At 71.1% G+C, this 20,879-nt stretch carries 17 protein-coding genes; 10 read left to right on the forward strand and 7 right to left on the reverse strand.

All coding sequences use genetic code 11. The features are described from left to right. The first annotated feature begins 1 nt into the window (after position 1). Together ACIBKX_RS07585 and ACIBKX_RS07590 are read left to right on the forward strand one after the other, a co-directional pair. Positions 2-1,363, forward strand: a complete 1,362-nt coding sequence (locus ACIBKX_RS07585) for a cytosine permease (RefSeq protein WP_363270967.1) — start codon at positions 2-4, stop codon at positions 1,361-1,363. Then, positions 1,360-2,670: a M20/M25/M40 family metallo-hydrolase gene (locus ACIBKX_RS07590; protein ID WP_363270968.1), complete on the forward strand. Its 1,311-nt coding sequence runs from the start codon at positions 1,360-1,362 to the stop codon at positions 2,668-2,670. Before ACIBKX_RS07585 ends, ACIBKX_RS07590 begins: the two co-directional genes overlap by 4 nt. Before the next feature lie 96 nt (positions 2,671-2,766). Here the strand turns inward: ACIBKX_RS07590 and ACIBKX_RS07595 are convergent, their stop codons facing one another. Further along, a complete protein-coding gene (locus ACIBKX_RS07595) occupies positions 2,767-2,973 on the reverse strand; it encodes an EF-hand domain-containing protein (RefSeq protein ID WP_363271172.1) in 207 nt (68 codons plus the stop codon). 164 nt (positions 2,974-3,137) lie between these two features. On the opposite strand from ACIBKX_RS07595, the gene ACIBKX_RS07600 reads away from it, so the two are divergent. Then, positions 3,138-3,677, forward strand: coding sequence for a SigE family RNA polymerase sigma factor (locus tag ACIBKX_RS07600; protein WP_363270969.1), 540 nt, complete (start codon positions 3,138-3,140; stop codon positions 3,675-3,677). Then, entirely contained in the window at positions 3,670-4,311 is a 642-nt protein-coding gene (locus ACIBKX_RS07605) for a hypothetical protein (protein ID WP_363270970.1), read from the forward strand. Before ACIBKX_RS07600 ends, ACIBKX_RS07605 begins: the two co-directional genes overlap by 8 nt. 40 nt (positions 4,312-4,351) lie before the next feature. On the opposite strand, the gene ACIBKX_RS07610 is transcribed toward ACIBKX_RS07605, so the two are convergent. The 4 genes from ACIBKX_RS07610 to ACIBKX_RS07625 form a co-directional block, all read right to left on the reverse strand. Continuing rightward, entirely contained in the window at positions 4,352-5,557 is a 1,206-nt protein-coding gene (locus tag ACIBKX_RS07610; protein ID WP_363270971.1) for an amidase domain-containing protein, read from the reverse strand. Positions 5,558-5,822: 265 nt separating this feature from the next. Continuing rightward, the gene (locus ACIBKX_RS07615; RefSeq protein WP_363270972.1) at positions 5,823-6,467 is read right to left on the reverse strand and encodes a GNAT family N-acetyltransferase; all 645 of its coding nucleotides are present in this window, start codon (positions 6,465-6,467) and stop codon (positions 5,823-5,825) included. Between the two features lie 107 nt (positions 6,468-6,574). After that, a complete protein-coding gene (locus ACIBKX_RS07620; protein ID WP_363270973.1) occupies positions 6,575-7,219 on the reverse strand; it encodes an HdeD family acid-resistance protein in 645 nt (214 codons plus the stop codon). A 91-nt stretch (positions 7,220-7,310) separates the two neighbouring features. After that, a complete protein-coding gene (locus tag ACIBKX_RS07625; protein ID WP_363270974.1) occupies positions 7,311-9,233 on the reverse strand; it encodes an ABC transporter ATP-binding protein in 1,923 nt (640 codons plus the stop codon). A 95-nt stretch (positions 9,234-9,328) separates the two neighbouring features. Between ACIBKX_RS07625 and ACIBKX_RS07630 the strand changes: the two genes are divergently transcribed. Beyond that, complete coding sequence (locus ACIBKX_RS07630) at positions 9,329-11,647, forward strand: glycoside hydrolase family 3 N-terminal domain-containing protein (protein ID WP_363270975.1); 2,319 nt, start codon at positions 9,329-9,331, stop codon at positions 11,645-11,647. 42 nt (positions 11,648-11,689) lie between these two features. Here the strand turns inward: ACIBKX_RS07630 and ACIBKX_RS07635 are convergent, their stop codons facing one another. Both ACIBKX_RS07635 and ACIBKX_RS07640 read right to left on the reverse strand, forming a co-directional pair. Beyond that, on the reverse strand, positions 11,690-12,547 hold the full coding sequence (locus ACIBKX_RS07635; protein ID WP_363270976.1) for a GNAT family N-acetyltransferase: 858 nt from the start codon (positions 12,545-12,547) through the stop codon (positions 11,690-11,692). A gap of 257 nt (positions 12,548-12,804) precedes the next feature. Beyond that, positions 12,805-13,881 carry a S1 family peptidase gene (locus ACIBKX_RS07640; protein ID WP_363270977.1) on the reverse strand — a complete coding sequence of 359 codons (1,077 nt, stop codon included), beginning with the start codon at positions 13,879-13,881 and terminating at the stop codon, positions 12,805-12,807. Between the two features lie 516 nt (positions 13,882-14,397). Between ACIBKX_RS07640 and ACIBKX_RS07645 the strand changes: the two genes are divergently transcribed. The 5 genes from ACIBKX_RS07645 (at position 14,398) to ACIBKX_RS07665 (ending at position 20,683) form a co-directional block, all read left to right on the forward strand. Further along, the gene (locus tag ACIBKX_RS07645) at positions 14,398-15,786 is read left to right on the forward strand and encodes a family 2B encapsulin nanocompartment shell protein (protein WP_363270978.1); all 1,389 of its coding nucleotides are present in this window, start codon (positions 14,398-14,400) and stop codon (positions 15,784-15,786) included. Further along, the gene (locus ACIBKX_RS07650; RefSeq protein ID WP_363270979.1) at positions 15,773-17,176 is read left to right on the forward strand and encodes a cysteine desulfurase; all 1,404 of its coding nucleotides are present in this window, start codon (positions 15,773-15,775) and stop codon (positions 17,174-17,176) included. The genes ACIBKX_RS07645 and ACIBKX_RS07650 overlap by 14 nt, the downstream gene beginning before the upstream one ends. Before the next feature lie 98 nt (positions 17,177-17,274). Continuing rightward, positions 17,275-18,810, forward strand: a complete 1,536-nt coding sequence (locus tag ACIBKX_RS07655; protein ID WP_363270980.1) for an AMP-binding protein — start codon at positions 17,275-17,277, stop codon at positions 18,808-18,810. A gap of 93 nt (positions 18,811-18,903) precedes the next feature. Then, entirely contained in the window at positions 18,904-20,049 is a 1,146-nt protein-coding gene (locus ACIBKX_RS07660; RefSeq protein ID WP_363270981.1) for a serine hydrolase domain-containing protein, read from the forward strand. Next, positions 20,042-20,683 (forward strand): hypothetical protein, encoded by a 642-nt coding sequence (locus tag ACIBKX_RS07665; RefSeq protein WP_363270982.1) that lies wholly within the window; start codon positions 20,042-20,044, stop codon positions 20,681-20,683. The genes ACIBKX_RS07660 and ACIBKX_RS07665 overlap by 8 nt, the downstream gene beginning before the upstream one ends. Positions 20,684-20,879 lie beyond the last annotated feature (196 nt).

Below are 20,879 nucleotides of genomic sequence, written 5' to 3' on the forward strand. Positions count from 1 at the left end.
CATGACCACCACGAAGAAGAGCGTGGGCAGCGACGACTACGCGCTGTCCAGAGTCCCCAAGGACAAGCGGCTCGGCTTCTGGACGATGCTGCTGCAGTGGCTCGCCCAGTCCGGCTCCATCTCCCAGTTCACGCTCGGCGCCACCATCGGCGTCGGCATGACCTTCGGCGACGCCTTCCTGGCCTTCACGCTCGGCGCCGTCATCCTCGAAGTCGTGATCTTCCTGATCGGCTTCGCGGGCATGCGCGAGGGCCTCGCGACGCCGCTCCTGACCCGCTGGGTCGGCTTCGGGCGCAACGGCTCGGCGCTCGTCAGCTTCGTCATCGCGGTCAGCCTGGTCGGCTGGTTCGGCGTGCAGAACACGATCTTCGGCGACAGCGTCTCGTCGCTGATCGGCGGCCCGTCGTGGCTGTGGTGCATCGTCGCGGGCCTGGCCATCACGGTCCTGGTCATCTTCGGCTTCCGCTACATGGCGATCTTCGCGAAGATCGTCACGCCCCTCTTCTTCGCGATGGTCGCCTGGTCCGTCGTCGACGCGCTCAGCGACCACTCCATCGGCGACCTGATCAGCTCCCCGCCGCCCGGTCAGGCCATCCCGCTGTCCGTCGCCGCGACCGCCATCGCGGGCGGCTACATGACGGGCGCGATCGTCGCCCCGGAGATGACCCGCTACAACAAGAAGGGCTCGCACGTCTTCCTGCAGACGGCGTCCTCCATGATCCTCTCCGAGTACATCGTGGGACTGACCGGTGTGCTCCTCGGCCACATGGTCAAGAGCAACGAGGTCTCCCAGATCGTGCTCTCCACGTCCGGTGTCTTCGGTGTCCTCGTCGTCCTGATGTCGACCGCGAAGATCAACGACTGGAACCTGTACGGCTCCTCGCTCGGCGTCGTCAACTTCTTCCAGGTCGTCTTCAGGAAGCGGCTGCACCGCGGCGCCGTCACCATCGCCCTCGGCGTCGCCGGCACCGCTCTCTCGGCGGTCGGCATCATGACCCACTTCACCGAGTTCCTGTCGGTCCTGGGCGTCGCCATCCCGCCCATCGGCGGCATCGTCGTCGCCGAGTACTGGGTGGTGCGCAAGATGCGCAGGCCGCTCGACGAGACCCGGGAGGCGGGCACGCTCCCGGCCACCTCCCCGACCTGGGTCCCGATGTCCCTCGTCATCTGGGCCGCCGCCTTCTGCGTCGGCAAGTTCTACGACGGCGGCATCCCGGCCCTGAACTCCCTGGCCACCGCGTTCGTCCTGTACTGCGTGCTCGGACTGCTCGGCTGGATCAGGACGTACGGCACCACCACCCTTGCCGATGACGAGGACGCCCGCCCCGTCGCCGCCGAGCACACCCCCGTAGGAGCGGCATGACCACCCTTGCTTCCGAGGACGCCCAGCGCGAAGTCGTCGGACTCTGCGCCGAGTTGATCCGCTTCGACACCTCCAACCCGACGAGCGACGAGCGGGCCTGCGCCCGCTGGGTCGAGGCCAGGCTCGCCGAGGTCGGCATCACGTCCGAGTTCGTCGAGAGCGCGCCGGGCCGGGCCAGCGTCGTGGCCCGCGTCGAGGGCGCCGACCGCACGCGCGGCGCCCTCCTGGTCCACGGGCATCTCGACGTGGTCCCGGCCGACGCGGCCGAGTGGCAGGTACCCCCGTTCTCCGGCGAGATCCGCGACGGCTACCTGTGGGGCCGCGGCGCGATCGACATGAAGGACACGGTGGCGGTGATGCTGGCCACCGCCCGCCACTTCGCACGGACGGGCACCAAGCCGTCCCGCGACCTGGTGCTCGCGTTCCTCGCGGACGAGGAGGCGGGCGGCAAGTTCGGCGCGCACTGGCTCGTCGAGCACCGGCCCGACCTCTTCGAGGGCGTCACCGAGGCGATCGGCGAGGGCGGCGGCTTCTCGTACGCGCTCGACGGGACCCGGCGCCTCTACCCGATCGAGAACGCGCAGCGGGGCATGGCGTGGATGGAGCTGACGGCGACGGGCCGGGCAGGCCACGGCTCGTCGCCCAACGACGAGAACGCGGTCACCGACCTCGCCGAGTCCCTCACGCGCATCGGCCGCCACACGTTCCCGATCCGCCTGATCGAACCGGTGCGCGCCCTGCTCGAGCAGGCCGCCGAGCTCCAGGGCGTGCAGATCGACTTCGAGGCCGAGGACCTGGACGCCGAGCTGGCGAAGCTCGGGCATGTCGCGGACTTCATGCAGGTGGTGCTCCGCAACTCCGCGAACCCGACGATGTTCACGGCCGGTTACCAGACGAACGTGATCCCCGGCAAGGCGACGGCCCGCGTCGACGCCCGCTTCCTCCCCGGCCACGAACAGCAACTCCTCGACACCATCGACGAGTTGCTCCTGCCGTCGGTGTCCCGCGAGTGGGTCAACCACGACATCGCGATGGAGACGACGTTCGACGGCCCGCTCGTCGACGCCATGTGCGACGCGGTACGCGCCGAGGACCCGGACGGCCACCCCGTCCCGTACTGCAACCCGGGCGGCACCGACGCCAAGGCGTTCACCAAGCTCGGCATCCGCTGCTTCGGCTTCAAGGGCCTGAAGCTCCCGGCCGACCTGGACTACGGCCGCCTCTTCCACGGCGTCGACGAACGCGTCCCGTTGGAGGGGCTGCGGTTCGGGGTACGGGTGATGACCCGGCTGTGGCAGGGGTGCTGAGGAGCGGGCTCCGGTGTTCAGGCGCCGTGCACGTACCGCAGGGGTACGTGCACGGCGCCGCACGGATGTGTTCTCCGTGACTCATGGAGGAGGCGCTCAGAGCCCTATGGAAACCCGGAACTCCTCGAACGAGACCTTTCGGTCACCGTCGGTGTCCATGGTGTCGATGAATGCCTGCGCGGCCTCGTCGGTGATGCCCGTCTCACCGAGCTCCTCGACGACCTTCCGGTACTCCTCGGCCGTCAACTGACCGTCACCGTCCAGGTCGTAACGCTCGAAGACCTTCCGCGCCGCGGCTGCCATGTCTACCACGCCGGCACCTTTCTCTCGCTGTTCCAAGACGGCTCCACCCTAATGGGGCTTCGCCGGTGCGATCGGCCGGGAACCTTTCCCGGACCCAGCGTCTCTGAGAAGGGTGGGAACCCACGCGTCGCACCGCGAGCGGCAGGCACGGGTAAGGGGTGAGGATGTACTCCGGCAGGGGCAGCGGGAGCGGCAGGGATGCCGCGTTCAGTGCGTTCATGGGGGCCAGGTACGGGTCGATCGTGCGGACCGCCCGGCTGTTGACCGGGTCGTCCGTGCGGGCCGAGGACCTCGCCCAGGAGGCGCTCCTTCGGACCTACCGGGCCTGGCAGCGGATCGGCAGGGAAGAGGCCGCCGAGGCCTATACGCGCACGACGATGGTCCGGCTGCTCGTCAAGGACCGGCGGCGGCGATGGAGTCAGGAGATTCCCGCCCCGTGGGTGCCGGACGTGCCCGAGCCCGGCCATGAGGAGCAGGTGTCGGTCCGCGTGACCGTGCGCGAGGTGCTGCGGACGCTGCCGCCCGCGCAACGTGCGGTGCTCGTGCTGCGCTACTACCACCAGCTCTCCGAGCGGGAGACCGCCGAGGCGCTCGGCTGTTCGCCGGGCACCGTCAAGAGCCGTACGGCGCGGGCGCTCGCGGCACTGCGCACCCAGGGTTTTCTTGTCGCCGCGTCCGACGGGGAGGGTCGTAACGATGGCTGAGGACGATGAGATCCGGCGGCTGCTCGTCGCCGCGGCCGAGCCGGACGGGCCGCCGCCCGCCGCTCCGGGGGCCGAGTTCACCGACCGGGCCCGGCGGAGTCTGCGCCGGCGCCGTACCGCGTTCGCGGTGGCGGGTGCCGCGGTGGTCGCCGCCGTGGCGGTGGCCGTGCCCGTCGCCGTCGACGGGTTCCGGGGCGGGCAGGAGACGCCGGTCGCCTCCGCGGCCTGTGTGCGCGAGGCGGGGCAGGAGATGCGTACGTACCGGGACAAGGGCTATCTGCCGTTGCGGGTCAGCGTGCTCAGCGACCGGCGGGTGCCGGTCGACGACGGTGTCACGCAGGGGTACGGCTTCCGGGTGCGTGCCCGCGAGAGCCTTTCGGAGCAGTCGGCGCCCTCCGGCACGCTGACCGTCTCCAACCCCCTGCACCCCGAGGTGATCCCCGACGCCGACGACCTCGTCCTGATGCTGCGTCCGACGAAGCGTCAGGGGACGGGAGGGGAGCGGATCTTCGAGGTCGCTTCGGGGAGTGCCTACGCCGTCAGCGGCGATGGCGACGGTGACGGTCTCGTGTCCCTGGAGTGCGGGGGCAGTGCCACGGTGGAACGGCTGCGTGCCGCGGTGTCCGCCAAGTAGCGGACACCGCGGCACAGTTGGTTCACACTGCCGAGTTGGCTCAGGTGCCGTACGCCCAGAAGGCCTGGCCCTGCGCCGAGTCGGAGTTGAGGATGTCGATCAGCGGCTTGTTCTTCTGCTCACCACCGGGCGAGCTGTGGTAGCTCAGCAGCGGCATGCCGTCGGCGTTCCAGTCGAAGGCGGTCACCATCATGGTGTGGTCCGGTACGCCCTCACCGCCGTAACCCTTGACGTCGTACTGCATGACGTCGGCGATCCGCACGTCCCACACGTTGCCCAGCAGGTTCACGCGCTTGGACTCATTGACCGCGTAGCGCTGGAAGTTGGTCGCCCCGCCCCAGGTATAGCTGTGCTGCGGGCGGCAGTACCACTCGCCGTCGCACCAGTCCTTCCACCACCAGACGTCGTCGTTCTGGTAGAAGCCCGACTGCTCGGCCCAGCCGCCGGTGCGCAGCGCCCAGGAGACGAAGGTGGTGCAGTCGTCCTCGTCAGGCGTGTACGGCAGCTTGTCGCGGTCCTCCAGGGCGTATCGCAACGCCCAGTCGACCATCTTCTGGTAGTCGAGGCCGTCGGGGATGTCCTTGGTGCTGTTCCCGCCGCTCCCCTTGGCGCCGCTCAGCCGCGCCTCGCTGGCCGCCTTGCGCTTCTCCGCCGTCTTGCGCAGGCCCTCCTTGAGCTTCTCGGTGGTCTTCACGGCGGTGCGCAGCTGGGCGTCCGACAGCTTCTTGGGCGTGTTCATCCCGGTCGGGTCCTTGGTGACCAGGGAGGAGAGCCGCCAGGCCCCGTCGACGTCCTTGAAGGTCAGCTCGTGGCGGGCGCGGTAGCTGTACGGCTCCACGTCGGCCTGCGCGTAGGTGTACCGCGTCCGCTCCTCGACGCTCAGCCGGACGGTGTTCTCGTCCTTCTTGTCCTTGCGTACGTTCCCGAGCGGGACGACCTGCGTCGACACCCCCGTGAAGCGCACTCCGGTCAGTTCCGCGAGCTGCCTCTGCTGCTCGCGGGCGGTCATGCGGTCGTCGCGCACCTTCGCGAAGGTGCCCGCCACCTTCAGCTCGTCGGCCGCCTCGGCGGCCTTGGTCGCATCGGTCGCGCCGCCCTCGACGCGCAGTGAGTTCTCCCCCGTGAGATAGGTCTGTGCCGTCTCGACGAGTGTGCCGCGGTCTCTCGCCTCGTCGGACGGTGCTGCCCCGGCCGGCGCGGTGGCGAGAACGCCCCCCGCCATCCCGGCGATCGCTGCGACGGCCAAGGCCCGTCGCCATGCTGTGGCTTGAGTCGCCATCAGTTCCCCCTGTGGCATGGCCCCCTTGAGCGCACAACTCGCACCCAAGGGGAGCGAAACAACAGTTGTTGTGCGATGCGGCACGAACGTAGCAAGGGGCAGGGGGAACTTGGCATGGTCACGGCAAAACAGGGCTGAAACTCATCGCCTCATGGCGTGATGAGCGCTTGGCGCCATTCCGGGCGCCCGCCCGGTATAGGCACTTCTCCGGGGCGCCCGCCCGGTATAGGCACTACTCCGGAGCGCCCGCCCGGTACACGCACTCCGCCAGCGTCGCGTGCTTCTTCCAGCCCAGCGTCTCGTACAGCGCGCGCCCCGCGTCGGTCGCCCCGAGAACACCCAGGTGAGCGCCCCGCGCCAAGGCCTGGTCGGCGAGCGCGCACATCACGAACTGCCCCAGACCGCGCCGCCGATGGGCCTCTTCGGTCACCACCTGGTCCGCGATGGCGGCCTCCCCCAGGAGCGCCATCTGCCCCCGGGCGGCCTGCGCTCCCGTCACGTCCAGCACGCGTACGACGAGGACCGCACCGTCCGTCTCCACGACCGACGTGTAGCCGTCGGGCGCCACCAAAGACGTGGCCATCAGGTCGACGGCCATCAGGTGCCCCGTCTCCCCCCAGGCCACCGCCCACCCCCTTGGCAGCCAGGGCTCCAACCGCTCCGGCAGCACCGGCATCTTCATCCAGGTCCGCGGCACGGTGACCGATGCGGCGGCCTCCCGGACCAGCGTCTCGTCGGCCACCGGCAGGACGTGGCGCGCGGCCTCACGCGCGCTGTCCACCTCGATGTACACCCCCCAGGGCTTCTCGGCGGGCGGCGGTGTCCGCCGCGAGACCGCCCAGCCGGCCGCCCAGGTCCTGACCATGTCCTCAACCATCGAGCCCTCCCCGATACCGATCCGTGGCCGCGCAACGGCACGCAAGGAGTCGCAAGAGACGCAACGAGGCCACGTAATAGATGATCAATGGGAATGCATATTACTCGTCAGACCCCGGGCGGGATCCGCTTTGCGCGGGACCGGACCTGGAACGCCGTGATGATCTCGACCACGCCGACCGCGAGCAGCCACAATCCGCCGACCAGCGTCAGGACCGCGACCGACTCGAAGGGCGACACGATCAGGACGATGCCGGCCAGCGCGCTGATGACGCCGAGGCAGGCCTGCCAGCCGCGGGCCGGCATGCCGGGGTCCGAGGCCGCCGCGACGGTCTGGGTGATGCCGCGGAACAGCCAGCCGATGCCGATCCACAGGGCGAGCAGCAGGATCGACTGCATCGCGCCGCGGAAGCAGAAGAGGCCGAGCAGGACGGAGAGGGCACCGCTGATGAACGCCATCACCCGCATCGCGGCGGCCACATGCGTCCCGAACGCGGCGACGAGCTGGAAGACGCCGCTCACCACGAGGTAGAGCCCGAACAGGACGCCCGCCGCCCACAGCGAGGCCCCCGGCCAGACGAGGACGAGCACGCCGAGGGCCAGCGAGGCGATCCCGGCGAGCAGCACGACCTGCCAGGCGGACTTCGCGAGGACGCCGAGCGGTCCCGGCGGCCGGTCGTGGTCGTCGCCGCCGGGCGGCGTCGGGTGCGGAGTCGGGTGCGGTGTCCGGGGGTCGTACGGCGCTTCGGTCATGTTCGACTGTCCGCCCCGCCGCGCCGCGCCCGCCACAGCACTGACCCGAACGGATGACGGCCCGCCGCAGCGGGCCGCCCGTGACGACACCTCAGGCCACCGGGGCCGCGGCGGCCATCACCCCGCCGTCGCCGGACGCGTCCCCCGCCGGCTCCTTCGCCGCGAACTGCGTCCGGTACAGCTCCGCGTACCGCCCGTCCACCGCGAGCAGTTCCTCGTGCGTGCCGCGCTCCACGATCCGCCCGGCCTCCACCACGAGGATCTGGTCGGCGGAGCGCACGGTCGACAGGCGGTGCGCGATGACGACCGCCGTGCGGCCCTCCAGAGCTTCCGCGAGAGCTTCCTGGACCGCCGCCTCCGAGGTGTTGTCGAGGTGGGCCGTCGCCTCGTCGAGGATGACGACCCGCTGCCGGGCGAGCAGCAGCCGGGCGATGGTCATGCGCTGGCGTTCGCCGCCGGAGAGCCGGTAGCCGCGCTCGCCGACCACCGTGTCGAGGCCGTCGGGCAGGGAGCGCACGAGGTCTTCCAGGCGGGCCCTGCGCAGGACGTCCCACAGGTCGTCCTCGGTGGCCTCGGGGCGGGCGAGCAGCAGGTTGGCGCGGACCGACTCGTGGAAGAGGTGGCCGTCCTGGGTGACCATGCCGAGCGTCTGGCGCATGGACGCCGCCGAGAGGTCGCGGACGTCGACGCCGCCGATCCGGACGGTGCCGCTGTCGGTGTCGTACAGCCGGGGAAGCAGTTGTGCGATGGTCGACTTGCCGGCGCCGGACGAGCCGACGAGCGCGACGGTCTGGCCGGGCTCGGCGCGGAAGGAGAGCCCGTGCAGGACCTCGTCGCCGCCCCGGGTGTCCAGGGACGCGACCTCTTCGAGGGAGGCGAGGGAGACCTTGTCGGCGGACGGGTAGCCGAAGCGCACGTCGTCGAACTCGACGGCCACCGGCCCCGAGGGGACCTCGCGGGCCTCCGGCTTCTCGTCGATCAGGGGCTTCAGGTCGAGCACCTCGAAGACCCGCTCGAAGCTGACGAGCGCGCTCATCACCTCGACCCGCGCCCCGGCCAGGGACGTCAGCGGCGCGTACAGCCGGGTCAGGAGCAGGGCCAACGAGACCACGGCGCCCGCGTCGAGCGTGCCCTCCAGGGCGAAGTAGCCGCCCAGGCCGTAGACGAGGGCGAGCGCGAGGGCGGAGACGAGGGTGAGCGCGGTGATGAACGCGGACTGCGCCATCGCCGTACGTACGCCGATGTCCCGCACCCGGTGGGCCCGCTCGGCGAACTCCGCGGACTCGGCGCCGGGCCGCCCGAACAGCTTGATCAGCGTGGCGCCGGGGGCGGAGAAGCGCTCGGTCATCCGGGTGCCCATCGCCGCGTTGTGGTGCGCGGCCTCGCGTTGGAGCTTCGCCATCCGCGAGCCCATCCGCCGCGCGGGCACCACGAACACCGGGAGCAGCACGAGCGCGAGGAGCGTGATCTGCCAGGAGAGCGTCAGCATCACGGCGAGGGTGAGCAGCAGCGTCACCACATTGCCGACCACTCCGGAGAGGGTGTTGCTGAAGGCGCGCTGCGCGCCGATCACGTCGTTGTTGAGCCGGCTGACGAGCGCGCCGGTGCGGGTGCGGGTGAAGAAGGCGACGGGCATGCGCTGTACGTGGTCGAAGACGGCGGTCCGCAGGTCGAGGATGAGCCCCTCCCCCAGATTCGCCGACAGCCAGCGGGCGAACAGTCCGAGTCCGGCCTCGGCGACGGCGATCGCCGCGATGAGCAGGGCGTAGCGCACGACGAGCGAGGACTCCCCGTCGGAGACGATCGTGTTCACCACGTTCCCGGCGAGGACGGGCGTCGCCACGGCGAGCAGTGCGGTCACCATGCTCAGGAGCACGAAGTACACGATGCGGCGCCGGTGCGGCCGGGCGAAGCCGCCGATGCGGCGCAGCGTGGCGCGGGCGAAGGGACGGCGGTCCTGCTCGGCGTTCATGACGCTGTGCAGCTGGGTCCAGGCTGTGGTTTCCATGCTCATGAGAGGAACGTAGAACCTCAAGCTTCCTTGAGGTCAAGCGTTGCCCAGAGACCGTGACAGGGGTTGTCGAACTCGTGAAGAGAGAAAGCGAACACATGCGAGAGCTACGCAGGCGCACTCTGCTGTCCGCGATCGGCGGCACGGCTGTCGCGGGAGGCGCCCTCACCGCGGCGGGGACGGAAGTCGCGCAGGCCGCGGCCGAGCGTCCGGGTCCCCTTGATCCCATCGATCCGAACGATCCGAACGATCCGAAGGTCGAGGCGCTGCTAGGCCGGATGACCGTCGAGGAGAAGCTGGGGCAGCTGCAACAGCTCCCGTGGAACGTCAGCACGGGTCCCGGCGGCAGCGAGACCAAGGACGTCGAGGACGCGGCGCGCGCGGGGCGGCTCGGCTCGGTCCTGAACATCTTCGGCGCGAAGAGCACCAACGCCCTGCAGCGCATCGCCGTCGAGGAGTCCCGGCTCGGCGTCCCGCTGCTCTTCGGGCTCGACGTCATCCATGGTCTGTGGACCACGTTCCCGGTCCCGCTCGCCCAGGCGTCGAGCTTCGACCCGGAGGTCGCCCGGCGGGACGCGGAGGTCTCCGCGAAGGAGTCCCGTTCGAACGGCGTGCACTGGACGTTCTCGCCGATGATGGACGTCACGCACGAGCCGCGCTGGGGCCGCGTCGCCGAGAGCTGCGGGGAGGACCCGTGTCTGACGGCTGCGTTCGCCGTGGCCAAGGTCGAGGGCTACCAGGGCGGGAACGGCTCGGGCCTCGGGGGCAAGGACCGCGTCGCCGCCTGCGCCAAGCATTTCGTCGCGTACGGCGGGGCGGAGGGCGGCCGGGACTACAACACGGTCGACGTGTCGGAGTCCCGGCTCCGCAATCTCTATCTGCCGCCGTTCAAGGCCGCGTCGGACGCCGGTGTGGCCACGGTGATGGCCTCCTTCAACACGATCAGCGGCGTCCCCGCGCACGCCAACCCGCACACCCTGATCGACGTGCTCCGCGGGGAGTGGGGCTTCGACGGGCTTGTCGTCAGCGACTGGAACGGCGTCGACGAACTGATCGCGCACGGCTTCGCCGAGGACGGCGCCGACGCGGCCCGGCTCGCGCTGGCGGCCGGCGTCGACATGGAGATGGCGAGCACGGACCTGGCCCGGCACGGCAAGAAGCTGCTGGGCGGCGGGAGGATCAGCGAGCGGCGGCTCGACGAGGCCGTCGCGCGCGTCCTGCGCCTGAAGTTCACGCTCGGGCTCTTCGAGCATCCGTACGTCGATGAAGGCGCCGCCGTCGACAAGCCGTCCGCGGCGGCGCGCAAGGCGGCCCGTGAGACGGCGGCCCGCTCGATGGTGCTCCTGAAGAACGACGGCAATGCGCTCCCGCTCAAGGCGTCGACCGGTTCGATCGCGGTCGTCGGCCCGTTCGGCGACTCCGGAGACCTGCTGGGGACCTGGACGTTCCCCGGCGCGACGAAGAACTTCCCCTCGGGGAAGGTGCTCGCCGCCGTGAAGGCCGCGGCCCCGCGCGCGACGGTGACGTACGCGAAGGGCGTCGACGCCGAGGGCAAGGACACCGGCGGCATCCCTGCGGCGGTCTCCGCGGCCGAGAGCGCCGATGTGACCGTCGTCGTGGTCGGCGAGCCCCCGGCGATGAGCGGTGAGGCCGCGGCGCGCGGCGACATCGGCCTTCCCGGCGTACAGGAGAAGCTGATCGAGGCGGTCGCGGGGACGGGCAAACCGTTCGTGGTGGTCCTGGTCAACGGGCGCCCGCTGACGATCGGCGGCTGGCTGGAGAAGGCGCCCGCCGTCCTGGAGGCCTGGCATCCGGGACTTGAGGCGGGCAACGCCATCGCCGACGTGCTGTTCGGCGAGGTCAATCCGGGCGGCAAGCTGCCCGTCTCCTTCCCCCGCACGGTGGGGCAGCTCCCGGTCCATTACAACCGGGAGTCGACGGGCCGCCCGTACGCGGCGGACAACAAGTACACGTCGAAGTACCTCGACCTGCCCCCGGACCCGCAGTTCGCCTTCGGCCACGGGCTCAGCTACACGACCTTCGAGATCGGCTCCCCGAAGCTGAGCCGCGAGCGGGTCCCGGCACAGGCGCTCCACAAGGGCGACACCGTGGAGGTCGCGGTCACGGTCGCCAACACCGGGGACCGCGCGGGCGACGAGGTCGTCCAGGTGTACGTCCACGATGTCGCGGCCGGCATCGCCCAACCCGTGCGCAGGCTGCGGGGGTTCCGCAGGGTGACGCTGGGCGCGGGCAAGTCGACGACGGTGCGCTTCCGGCTCGGCGCCGAGGACTTCGGGTTCTGGACGAACGCGACGGACGGCGAGTTCGTCGTCGAGGCGGGGGCGGTGGACGTGTACGTCGGCAACAGCTCCGAGGTCTCGGGGGCCGGGGCGAGGCAGCGGCTGACCGTCACGTAGTGCGTGGGGCCGGGCCCGGCGGGTCCGGCCCTGCCGCGTCGGTCAGCCGAGTTCCAGGGTCGTGATGCCGAAGACCCGTTCCCGGGCGAACGGGCGGACCGGGCCCGTGTACATGCGGGCGGTCTCGAACGTCGGCTTCAGGCCACGCGCCTCGGCGAGCGCGACGGCCTCGGACTGGCTCTCGGGTACGTCGACGGCCACGGGCATCCCGTCGGCCTCGGCGGTCAGTCCGTCGAAGAGCGCCTCGGCGTCGGCGCGCGTATCGGCGAACAGCGGCCCGATGCGCAGGACTTCGCCGGCCGGGCGGATCACTCCGTACCCGGTCACCCGGCCGTCGACGATACGGGCGAGGGCGCGGTGCCCCGGAGCCGTGAGCCAGGACTCCAGGAAGCGCGGACGGTCGGCGGGGGTACTTGTCGCGTCGTAGTCGGTGATGGCCCGCAGCCCGGCCGCCTCAACGGGCCGGACGTTCGGAGGTGTTGACCCTCCCGCGGGTGTGGGGCCGATGTACCGCTGGGTGCTGTGGGCGAACTCGAAGCCGGAGCGGCGGTAGTTGGGCTGCTGGGCGACCACGCCGTCGAGACCCACGGTCCGCCTGCCCGCGTGGGCGAGGGCCGCCCGCCAGACGGCGAGGCCGTGGCCCTGGCCGCGCAGGTCGGGGCGGACCAGGTAGAAGCCGAGGAAGGCGTACTGGTCGTCGTAGTTCACGACGGAGATCGCGGAGGCCGGTTCACCGTCGATCCTGCCGATGAAGAACCCTTCCGGGTCCTGGGCGAAGAAGGACGGGATGTCCGCACGGCCGGGGTTCCAGCCCTCGTCCGCCGCCCATCCGACGACCACCCGCCAGTCGTCCGGCGTCGCCCGCGAGATGACGAGCCGCCCGGGAGCCGAATGTGTCATCGCTGCACCGCACCCTTCTCACACCGGAAGGGACCGCCCCTTCCCGGGAAAGGGACAGCCCCTCCTCACCGCGGAGCACCGGCGAACACCGGCGAACACACCGGTGAGTACCGGCGAGCACACCGGTGAGTACCGGCGAGCACCAGAGAGCACCGGCGAGCGGAGGAACCGCCCCGGCGCGGCCGCCGTTCGCGACCGCGCCGGGACCATCCTTCCCGACTCCCCGCCCGGCTATCCGGATGAACTCGGCGCGGGAGTCAGCCGATCTGCGCTCCGTACACCGCGAGGGCGTCCGTCACCGGCTGGAAGAACGTCTGGCCGCCGGACGAGCAGTTGCCGCTGCCTCCGGAGGTCAGGCCGAGCGCGTCGCTGCCCGCGAAGAGCGAGCCGCCGCTGTCGCCCGGTTCGGCGCAAACGTCGGTCTGGATCAGCCCGTCCACGGTGCCCTGCGGGTAGGTGACCGAGACGTCGAGTCCCTGCACGGAGCCGTCGTGCAGCTGGGTGGTGCTGCCGCTGCGCTGTACCTGTTCGCCGACCACGGCCTCGCGGGCGCCGGTGATCTGCTGGGCGGAGCCGTTGTAGAGGTTGACCTCGCTCGGGTGCGGTACGTCGGAGGTGTACTTCACCAGGGCGTGGTCGGCGCCGGGGAACGTCCAGTCGACGGCCTGGCCGATCTCGGCGCCGCCCTGGCTGTCGGACCAGCTGGTGCCCGCGAGTTCGGTGCAGTGGCCGGCGGTCAGGAAGTGCGGTGCGCCGTCCTTGACCACGTTGAAGCCGAGCGAACAGCGGCCGCCCGAGCTGTAGATGGGGTCGCCGCCCGAGATGAGCGGTTGGAACGTGCCCGCCGTCCGCTGGAGCACGGCCTTGCCGTCCTGGGCGGCGACGGCCTTCTTCAGCCTGGCGAGGTCCGCGCCCCCGACGGTGCGGTCGGCGGTGACGACGACCTTGTTGCTCACCGGGTCGATCATGCGTGAAGTGCCGGGTACGGCACCGGTGTTGAGCTCCTTCTTGGCCGCTTCCAGCGTGGGCTGGGTGTGACGGACGATCCTCGCCACCGCGCCGGCCTCGCGCGCCTGGTCGGCCGCGGACTCGTCGACGACGTTGACGACGAGGTTTTGCGCCTTCGCGTCGTAGTAGGAGCCGGCGGTGCCGCCCTTCAGTTCGGCCGAGAGCGACGTGGCGAGTTCACCGGCGGCGGACGACGACAGGGTGTCGGCGGTGGGGGTGGGTGCCGCGGTGCTGGTGTTCGCCATGGTCAGGCTGCCCGCGACCAGGGCCGCGACGCTCGCCCCGGTCATCACGAGGCGGCGCGTGCGCAACTGTCGTGTTCTCACTCAGTACCTCCATGGGGGGTTGGAACCGTTCCGGCCGGGACGGCTCCGGGGAGTTACCAGACATGAGCATGCCAAGAAGTGACGCGGTCGCGTCCCCGCCCGGCAACGGCGCCGAGTATGGCGAGCGCGGCGCGAGGCCACAAGGCCGATCGCACAGGGCGGCCTGAAACGATGCAGCCGCCGGGCCCTTCGCCGGGCCGCAGGACGGATACCGGGAACGGCCGGTCATAAGCGCTTCTTTCAGGGGCACTTAGTACCGGTATTGGGATGAATTGAGCCCAATAACTGCTGCTGAGCGCATTCCCGCGGAGCGTCTGGAAGGCTCTGCCAGGGGTTCGACGGATCCGTTCGGCCACTTCACGCCTTTCCCGAATGACCCTGAAAAATCGCCACTTGCGGCCCCTGGAACGACCGGAAGACGATCGGCGCCACGACCGGCAGGCACGTCTTCGACGGCCACGTCGTCGACAGCCGCCGTCCCCGCCTTCGACAGGCACCGTCTTCCAGGAGGTTCCCGTGACCGATCGACTGACCCTCGGCCCGGATGCCGCACGGCAACTGGCGACCACCACCAAGACCACCCCGCAGATGCGCGGCATCACCCCGCGCTATCTGCTGCGCGCACTGCCCTGGGTGGACGTCGAGTCGGGCACCTACCGGGTGAACCGCCGCCGCACCTTCGTGCTCGGCGACGACCGCATCACGACGTACGAAGAGGGCGGATCGAACCGCATCGTGCCCGGCGACTTACGCGAGGTGCCCTACCTGCGCGACTGCGACGACGCGCTGCTCACGGAGCTGGCCGGCGCGTTCACCGAGGTCACCTTCGAGGCCGGGCAGGTGCTCGCCCAGGAGGGCGACCCGGCCGACCGGCTCTGGGTCGTCGTCCGGGGCCGCGCCGATAAGCGGGTGACCGGGCGGTACGGCGAGGACGCGCTGCTCGAAGTGATCGGCGACGGCCAGTTCTTCGACCTGGGGGCCTGGACCCGCACCGAGTCGATGCCGTACCGCGTCAAGGCGCTCACCCCCGGTGTGGCCCTCTGCGCGGAGCGCAGCGCGCTCGCCGGGCTCATCGACCGCGACGAGACGCTGCGGGGCGCCTGCGCCGCGTACTCCGCCGGCGACATGATGACGCCGGGCGCCGAGGTGCCGGTGGACCTCAGCGCGGGGCACGTCGGGGAGGTCGACCTGCCGGGCACGTTCGTCGACTACGAGGACGCGCCGCGCGAGTACCCGATGACGCTCGCGCAGACGGTGCTCCGTGTGCACACACGGGTCGCCGACCTCTACAACGGGCCGATCGACCAGACGCGGGCCCAGTCCAACCTGACGATCGCCGCGCTGCGCGAGCGGCAGGAGTCCGCGCTCCTGAACCACCCCGAGTTCGGTCTGTTCAACAACGTGTCGGCCGGGCAGCGCGTCCAGTCCCGCACCGGCGCGCCCACCCCTGACGACCTGGACGAGCTGCTCACCAAGGTCTGGAAGCAGCCCGGATTCTTCCTGGCGCACCCCAAGGCGATCGCCGCGTTCGGCCGTGAATGTACGCGGCGCGGGGTGCCGCCGGTGACGGACAGCCGGTTCGGCAGCCCGCTGCTCACCTGGCGTGGCGTGCCGCTGCTGCCCTCGGACAAGGTGCGGTTCTCCAACGGCGACGGGGTGTCGGTCGGCACCACCGAGATCCTCCTGATGCGGATGGGCGAGGCCGAGCAGGGCGTGGTGGGGCTGCGTCCGGCGGGCGTCGCCGACGAGGTCGAGCCGGGCCTGTCCATGCGGAACATGGGCGTCGACCAGAAGGGCATCACGTCGTACCTGATGACGGCGTACTTCAACACCGCGGTCCTGGTGGAGGACGCCGTGGCCGTCCTGCAGAACGTCGAGGTGTCCAAGTACCATGACTATTCCTGACCTCACGGGGCGGGCGCCGGTACCGACGGAGTTGGGGACGGCGACAACTCCCGTCGTCCCGGCGGCGGTTCCCGCGTCCCCGGCGCCACCCGCGGCGCCCGCAGCGCCCGCGGAGCCCTCTACGGCCGCCCTTCCCGGCCTCCAACCTCCCGCCTACTCCCCCGAGTTGGCCCGCCAGGACTTCCCGATCCTGCACCGCACGGTGAACGGGCACCCGCTCGTCTGGCTCGACAACGGCGCGACCACACAGAAGCCGCGCCAGGTCATCGAGGCGCTCGGCGCCTACTACTCCGCGGCCAACTCCAACATCCACCGCGGCGCGCACACCATGGCGCGCGAGGCCACCGAGATGTTCGAGGCGGCGCGGGGCGCGGTCGCCGACTTCCTGGGGGCGGGTTCACCGGACGACGTCGTCTTCGTACGCGGCACGACCGAGGCCATCAACCTGGTCGCCCAGAGCTGGGGGCGGGCCAACCTCGGGCCCGGCGACGACATCCTCGTGCCGGTCCTGGAACACCACTCCGACATCGTGCCCTGGCAGCTGGTCGCGAAGGAGACGCGGGCCCGCGTCGTGCCCATCCCGCTCACCCCGGACGGGGAGATCGATCAGGACGCGTACGCCGATCTCCTGTCGTACCGCACGCAGTTGGTCGTCATCAGCCATGCGTCCAACGTCCTCGGCACCGTCCCGCCGGTGAAGGAGATGACCGCCCTCGCGCACCGCTACGGCGCCAAGGTCCTGGTGGACGGGGCGCAGGCCGTCGCGCACTTCCCCGTCGACGTGACGGACCTGGACGCCGACTTCTACGCCTTCTCCGGACACAAGCTCTTCGCCCCGACCGGCATCGGAGCCCTGTACGCGAAGCCGGAGATCCTCCAGGGGATGAACCCCTGGCAGGGCGGCGGCAACATGATCGAGTCCGTGACCTTCGCGGAGACGACCTTCGCGCCGGTACCGCACCGACTGGAGGCGGGCACCGGCCACATCTCCGGCGCGATCGGTCTGCTGGCCGCGCTGAACTGGTTCACGTCCTTCGACCGGGAGGCCGTCGCCGCGTACGAGGACGCTCTGCTGGCGTACGCGACCCAGGCCCTGGCGATGGTCCCGGGCCTGGAGCTGCTGGGTTCGGCGACGGACCGGATCGCGGTGCTGACCTTCACCCTCGCGGGCCACGACCCGGCCGCCGTCGCCGACTGGCTGGACCGGGACGGCATCGCGATCCGGGCGGGCCACCACTGCGCCCAGCCGGCGCTCGCCCACTACGGGGTGGAGTCCGCGGCCCGTGCCTCGCTGGCGCTCTACAACACGTCCGAGGAGGTGGACCAGTTGGTGGCGTCGCTGCTGCGGCTGCAGGAGGCGCCACAGGCCCAGCAGCCCAGGGTGCTCTAACCACGGGTTCCCGGAGCTCGGCCCGTTGGGGTGTGCGGTGTGCGGTGTCCATGGTCGGATGGGCGCCGTACATCGACTTTGAGTTTCGGGAGGCCAGGATGTTCGTCCCGTTCGGGGCCCTTGATTTCCTCGACCGTGCCACGACCGTGTACGGCGACCGGGTCGGCATCGTCGACGAACCGGATCAGCCGGCCGAACCCTGGCAGGGGCTCACCTATCGGCGGGTCGGGGAACTCGCGCGGGCCCAGGCCGCCGGGCTCGACGCGCTCGGGGTGCCGCACGGGGCACGGGTCGCGGTGGTCTCGCACAACAGCGCGCGCCTGCTGACGTCGTTCTTCGGGGTGAGCGGATACGGCCGGGTGCTCGTGCCGGTCAACTTCCGGCTCTCCGCCGAGGAGGTGAGCTACATCGTCGCCCACTCGGGTGCCGAGGTGCTCCTCGTCGACCCCGAGCTGGAGGACCGGCTCGCGGGGATCGACTGCGCGCACCGATTCACGCTCGGGGCGGCGGCCGACGCGGAGCTGTACCGGCACGGCGTCGAGCCCGCGCCCTGGGAGCCCGACGAGAGCGCCACCGCGACCATCAACTTCACCAGTGGCACCACGGCCCGCCCCAAGGGCGTACAGATCACGCACCGCAACATCTGGGTGAACGCGACGACGTTCGCGCTGCACGCGGGTGTGAGCGACCGGGACGTCTATCTGCACACGCTGCCGATGTTCCACGCGAACGGCTGGGGCATGCCGTTCGCGATGTCCGGGATGGGCGCGCGGCACATCGTGCTGCGCAAGGTGGACGGCACGGAGATCCTGCGCCGGGTGGCCGAGCACGGCGTCACGGTCATGTGCGCGGCGCCCGCGGTGGTCAACGCGGTGCTCGCCGCCGCGCGGGACTGGGAGGGCGAGATCCCGGGCCGGGACCGGGTCCGGGTCATCGTCGCGGGCGCCCCGCCGCCCACCAAGACCGTCGAGCGGGTCGAGTCGGAACTGGGCTGGGAGTTCATCCAGATCTACGGCCTGACCGAGACCTCGCCGCTCCTCACGATCAGCCGCGCCCGCGCCGAGTGGGACGGCCTGGAGCCGCGCGAGCGCGCGGAGAAGCTGGTGCAGGCCGGTCCGCCCGCGCTCGGCGTGACGCTGCGGACGTCGGACGAGGGCGAGGTGCTCGCCCGTTCGAACGTGATCCTGGAGGGCTACTGGGAGCAGCCCGAGGAGACCGCCAAGGCCCTGGAGGACGGCTGGTTCCACACGGGCGACGGTGGCACGATCGGCGAGAACGGCCAGCTCACGATCAGCGACCGCAAGAAGGACGTGATCATCACCGGCGGCGAGAACGTCTCCTCGATCGAGGTGGAGGACGTCCTGTTCAGCCACCCCGCGGTGGCCGAGGTCGCGGTGATCGGGGTGCCCGACGAGAAGTGGGGCGAGACCATCAAGGCCCTGGTGGTCCTGGCGTCCGGCGCGGAGGCCACCGAGCAGGACCTGATCCGGCACTGCAAGGCCCACCTGGCCGGCTTCAAGGCGCCCACCTCGGTGGAGTTCCGCTCCGAACTGGCCCGCACGGCCACCGGGAAACTCCAGAAGTACAAGCTGCGCGACCCGTACTGGGCGGGGCGCGACCGGGGCGTCAACTGACATGAATCCACTGACATAAATTCGCTGGAGACGGCCCTGCCTGCCCGCATAGCGTGACTCGGTCGATCATCGGACGCGGACAGAGGAGTGGCAGTGGAGCACGGCGGTTGGGCCGACGAACGGTTCGGGGCGGTCGCGGACGCCTTCGGGCGGAACTTCGCCGAGTCCGGTGAACTCGGCGCGTCCGTCGCCGTGTTCGTGGACGGACGCAAGGTCGTCGACCTGTGGGGCGGCATCGCGGACGAGCGGACCGGGCGGGCCTGGGACGAGGACACGGTCGTACCCGTCTTCTCCTGTGCCAAGGGCCTGGTCAGTGTCTGCGTGCAGCTGCTCGCCCAGGAAGGGCGTCTTGACCTGGACGCGCCGGTGGCCGCGTACTGGCCGGAGTTCGCGCGCGGCGGCAAGGAGGCGGTCACCGCCCGCATGGTCCTGTCGCACCGCGCCGGACTCCCCGCCCTCGACCGCCGGTTGAGCTTCGAGGAGATCACCGGGTGGGAGCCGGTGGTGCGCGCGATCGAGGAGCAGGAGCCGCTGTGGGAGCCGGGCGCCGCCCACGAGTACCACGGGCACACCTTCGGCTTCGTGCTCGGCGAGCTGATCCGCCGTGTCACCGGGCTCACGCCGGGCGCGTACTTCCGCAAGGCGGTCGGTGACGGCCTCGGGCTGCGTACGTGGATCGGCCTGCCCGAGGCCGAACTGCCCGCTCTCGCCCGCCTCGTCGAGGCCGAGGGCCGTCCCGGCAACCCCGACCCCGAGTCGCTGGTGATGCGGATCGTGACGATGAACGGGGCGTTCGCCTTTCCCGGCCTCGAGGAGCCGCACGGCTGGAACGACCCGGCGCTGCTGCGTGCCGAGATCCCCGGTGCGGGCGCGGTGTCGTCGGCGCGCGGTCTGGCGACGCTGTACGCGGCCGCCGCGACCGGCATCGACGGCGCGCCCCGGCTGCTCACGCGGGACACGGTCACCGACGCGCTGCGCGAACTGACCTCGGGTGTCTCCTGGTCGGGCTTCCCCGACCTGGGTGCCCGCTGGGGCTCGGGCTTCCTGCTCGACGCGCCCGCCTTCCGCCCGATGCTGGGCGCCCGCAGCTTCGGCAACGACGGCTCGGGCGGCCAGTTCGCCTTCGGGGACGACGAGTTCGGGGTGGGCTTCGGCTACACGGCGAACCGCATGATCGGCCATGGCGACGCCCGCGCGCGGCGGCTCATCGAGGCGGTCGGGGAGTGTGTGGGTGCCTGAGCGAGACGAGGCCGAGCGGGTCACCGCGGCCTGGCGGCAGCTGACCGACTGGCTGCGGGTGCACGCCCCCGTGTCGTACGCCTCCCTCCTGCCGCCCGCCGATGAAGACACCGTCCGGGCGGTCGACGCCGAGCTGACGCGCCGGCTCGGCTACGGACTGCCGGCCGAGCTGGTCGCCCTGTGGCGGCTGTGCGGCGGCGTCGAGCACCAGTACATCGAGCCGAACGAGGAAGAGGGCGAGGTCGGCTCGGGGGCCTTCCTGCCGGACGGGGTGCTGCTCGGCCCGCTCGCGGCCGTCCGCCCGCGGCCTCCGGAGGCCGGGCGGCGCGACTACTGGGACGGGGCCCAGGTGGTCCCGTGGGTCACGTCGGACGAGGCGGGACCCGAGTACGGGGAGTACGTGTCCGCGTCCGGCGTCGGGCACTGGTCGACGATGGCGGGCCCGGAGGTGGACCGGCCGAGCCGCCCGTCCCTCGCCGCCTACCTGGAGGCCACCCACCGCACCCTGACCGAGGGCCCCGCCGACCTGATGGGCCCCGAGGTCCCCGGTCTCGTGTGGGGCTGCCTGCTCTGGCAGGACCCGGCGTCCCCGCGCCTGGACGACGCGCTGGAGCACTGGCGGCCGGTGCACTGAGCGGACCTGAGGGCTGCCGGGCCGGGATGTGGCCGTCGCCACTTTTCTGGCGCCGGCCACCGGTCTCGTGGCACCGTTCCCCGGCAGAGAGGGGACGGCACCCGCAGCACTGAGGCGTCTTGACCACCTTTGGGCGAGTCTGTCCGTACCGACCACGGACGACTTCCCGCTGTCCCCTCAGTACAGCGGGGCGTGT

Origin of the sequence: Streptomyces sp. NPDC050658 (genome assembly GCF_044457025.1) — a bacterium.
Classification (GTDB): domain Bacteria; phylum Actinomycetota; class Actinomycetes; order Streptomycetales; family Streptomycetaceae; genus Streptomyces.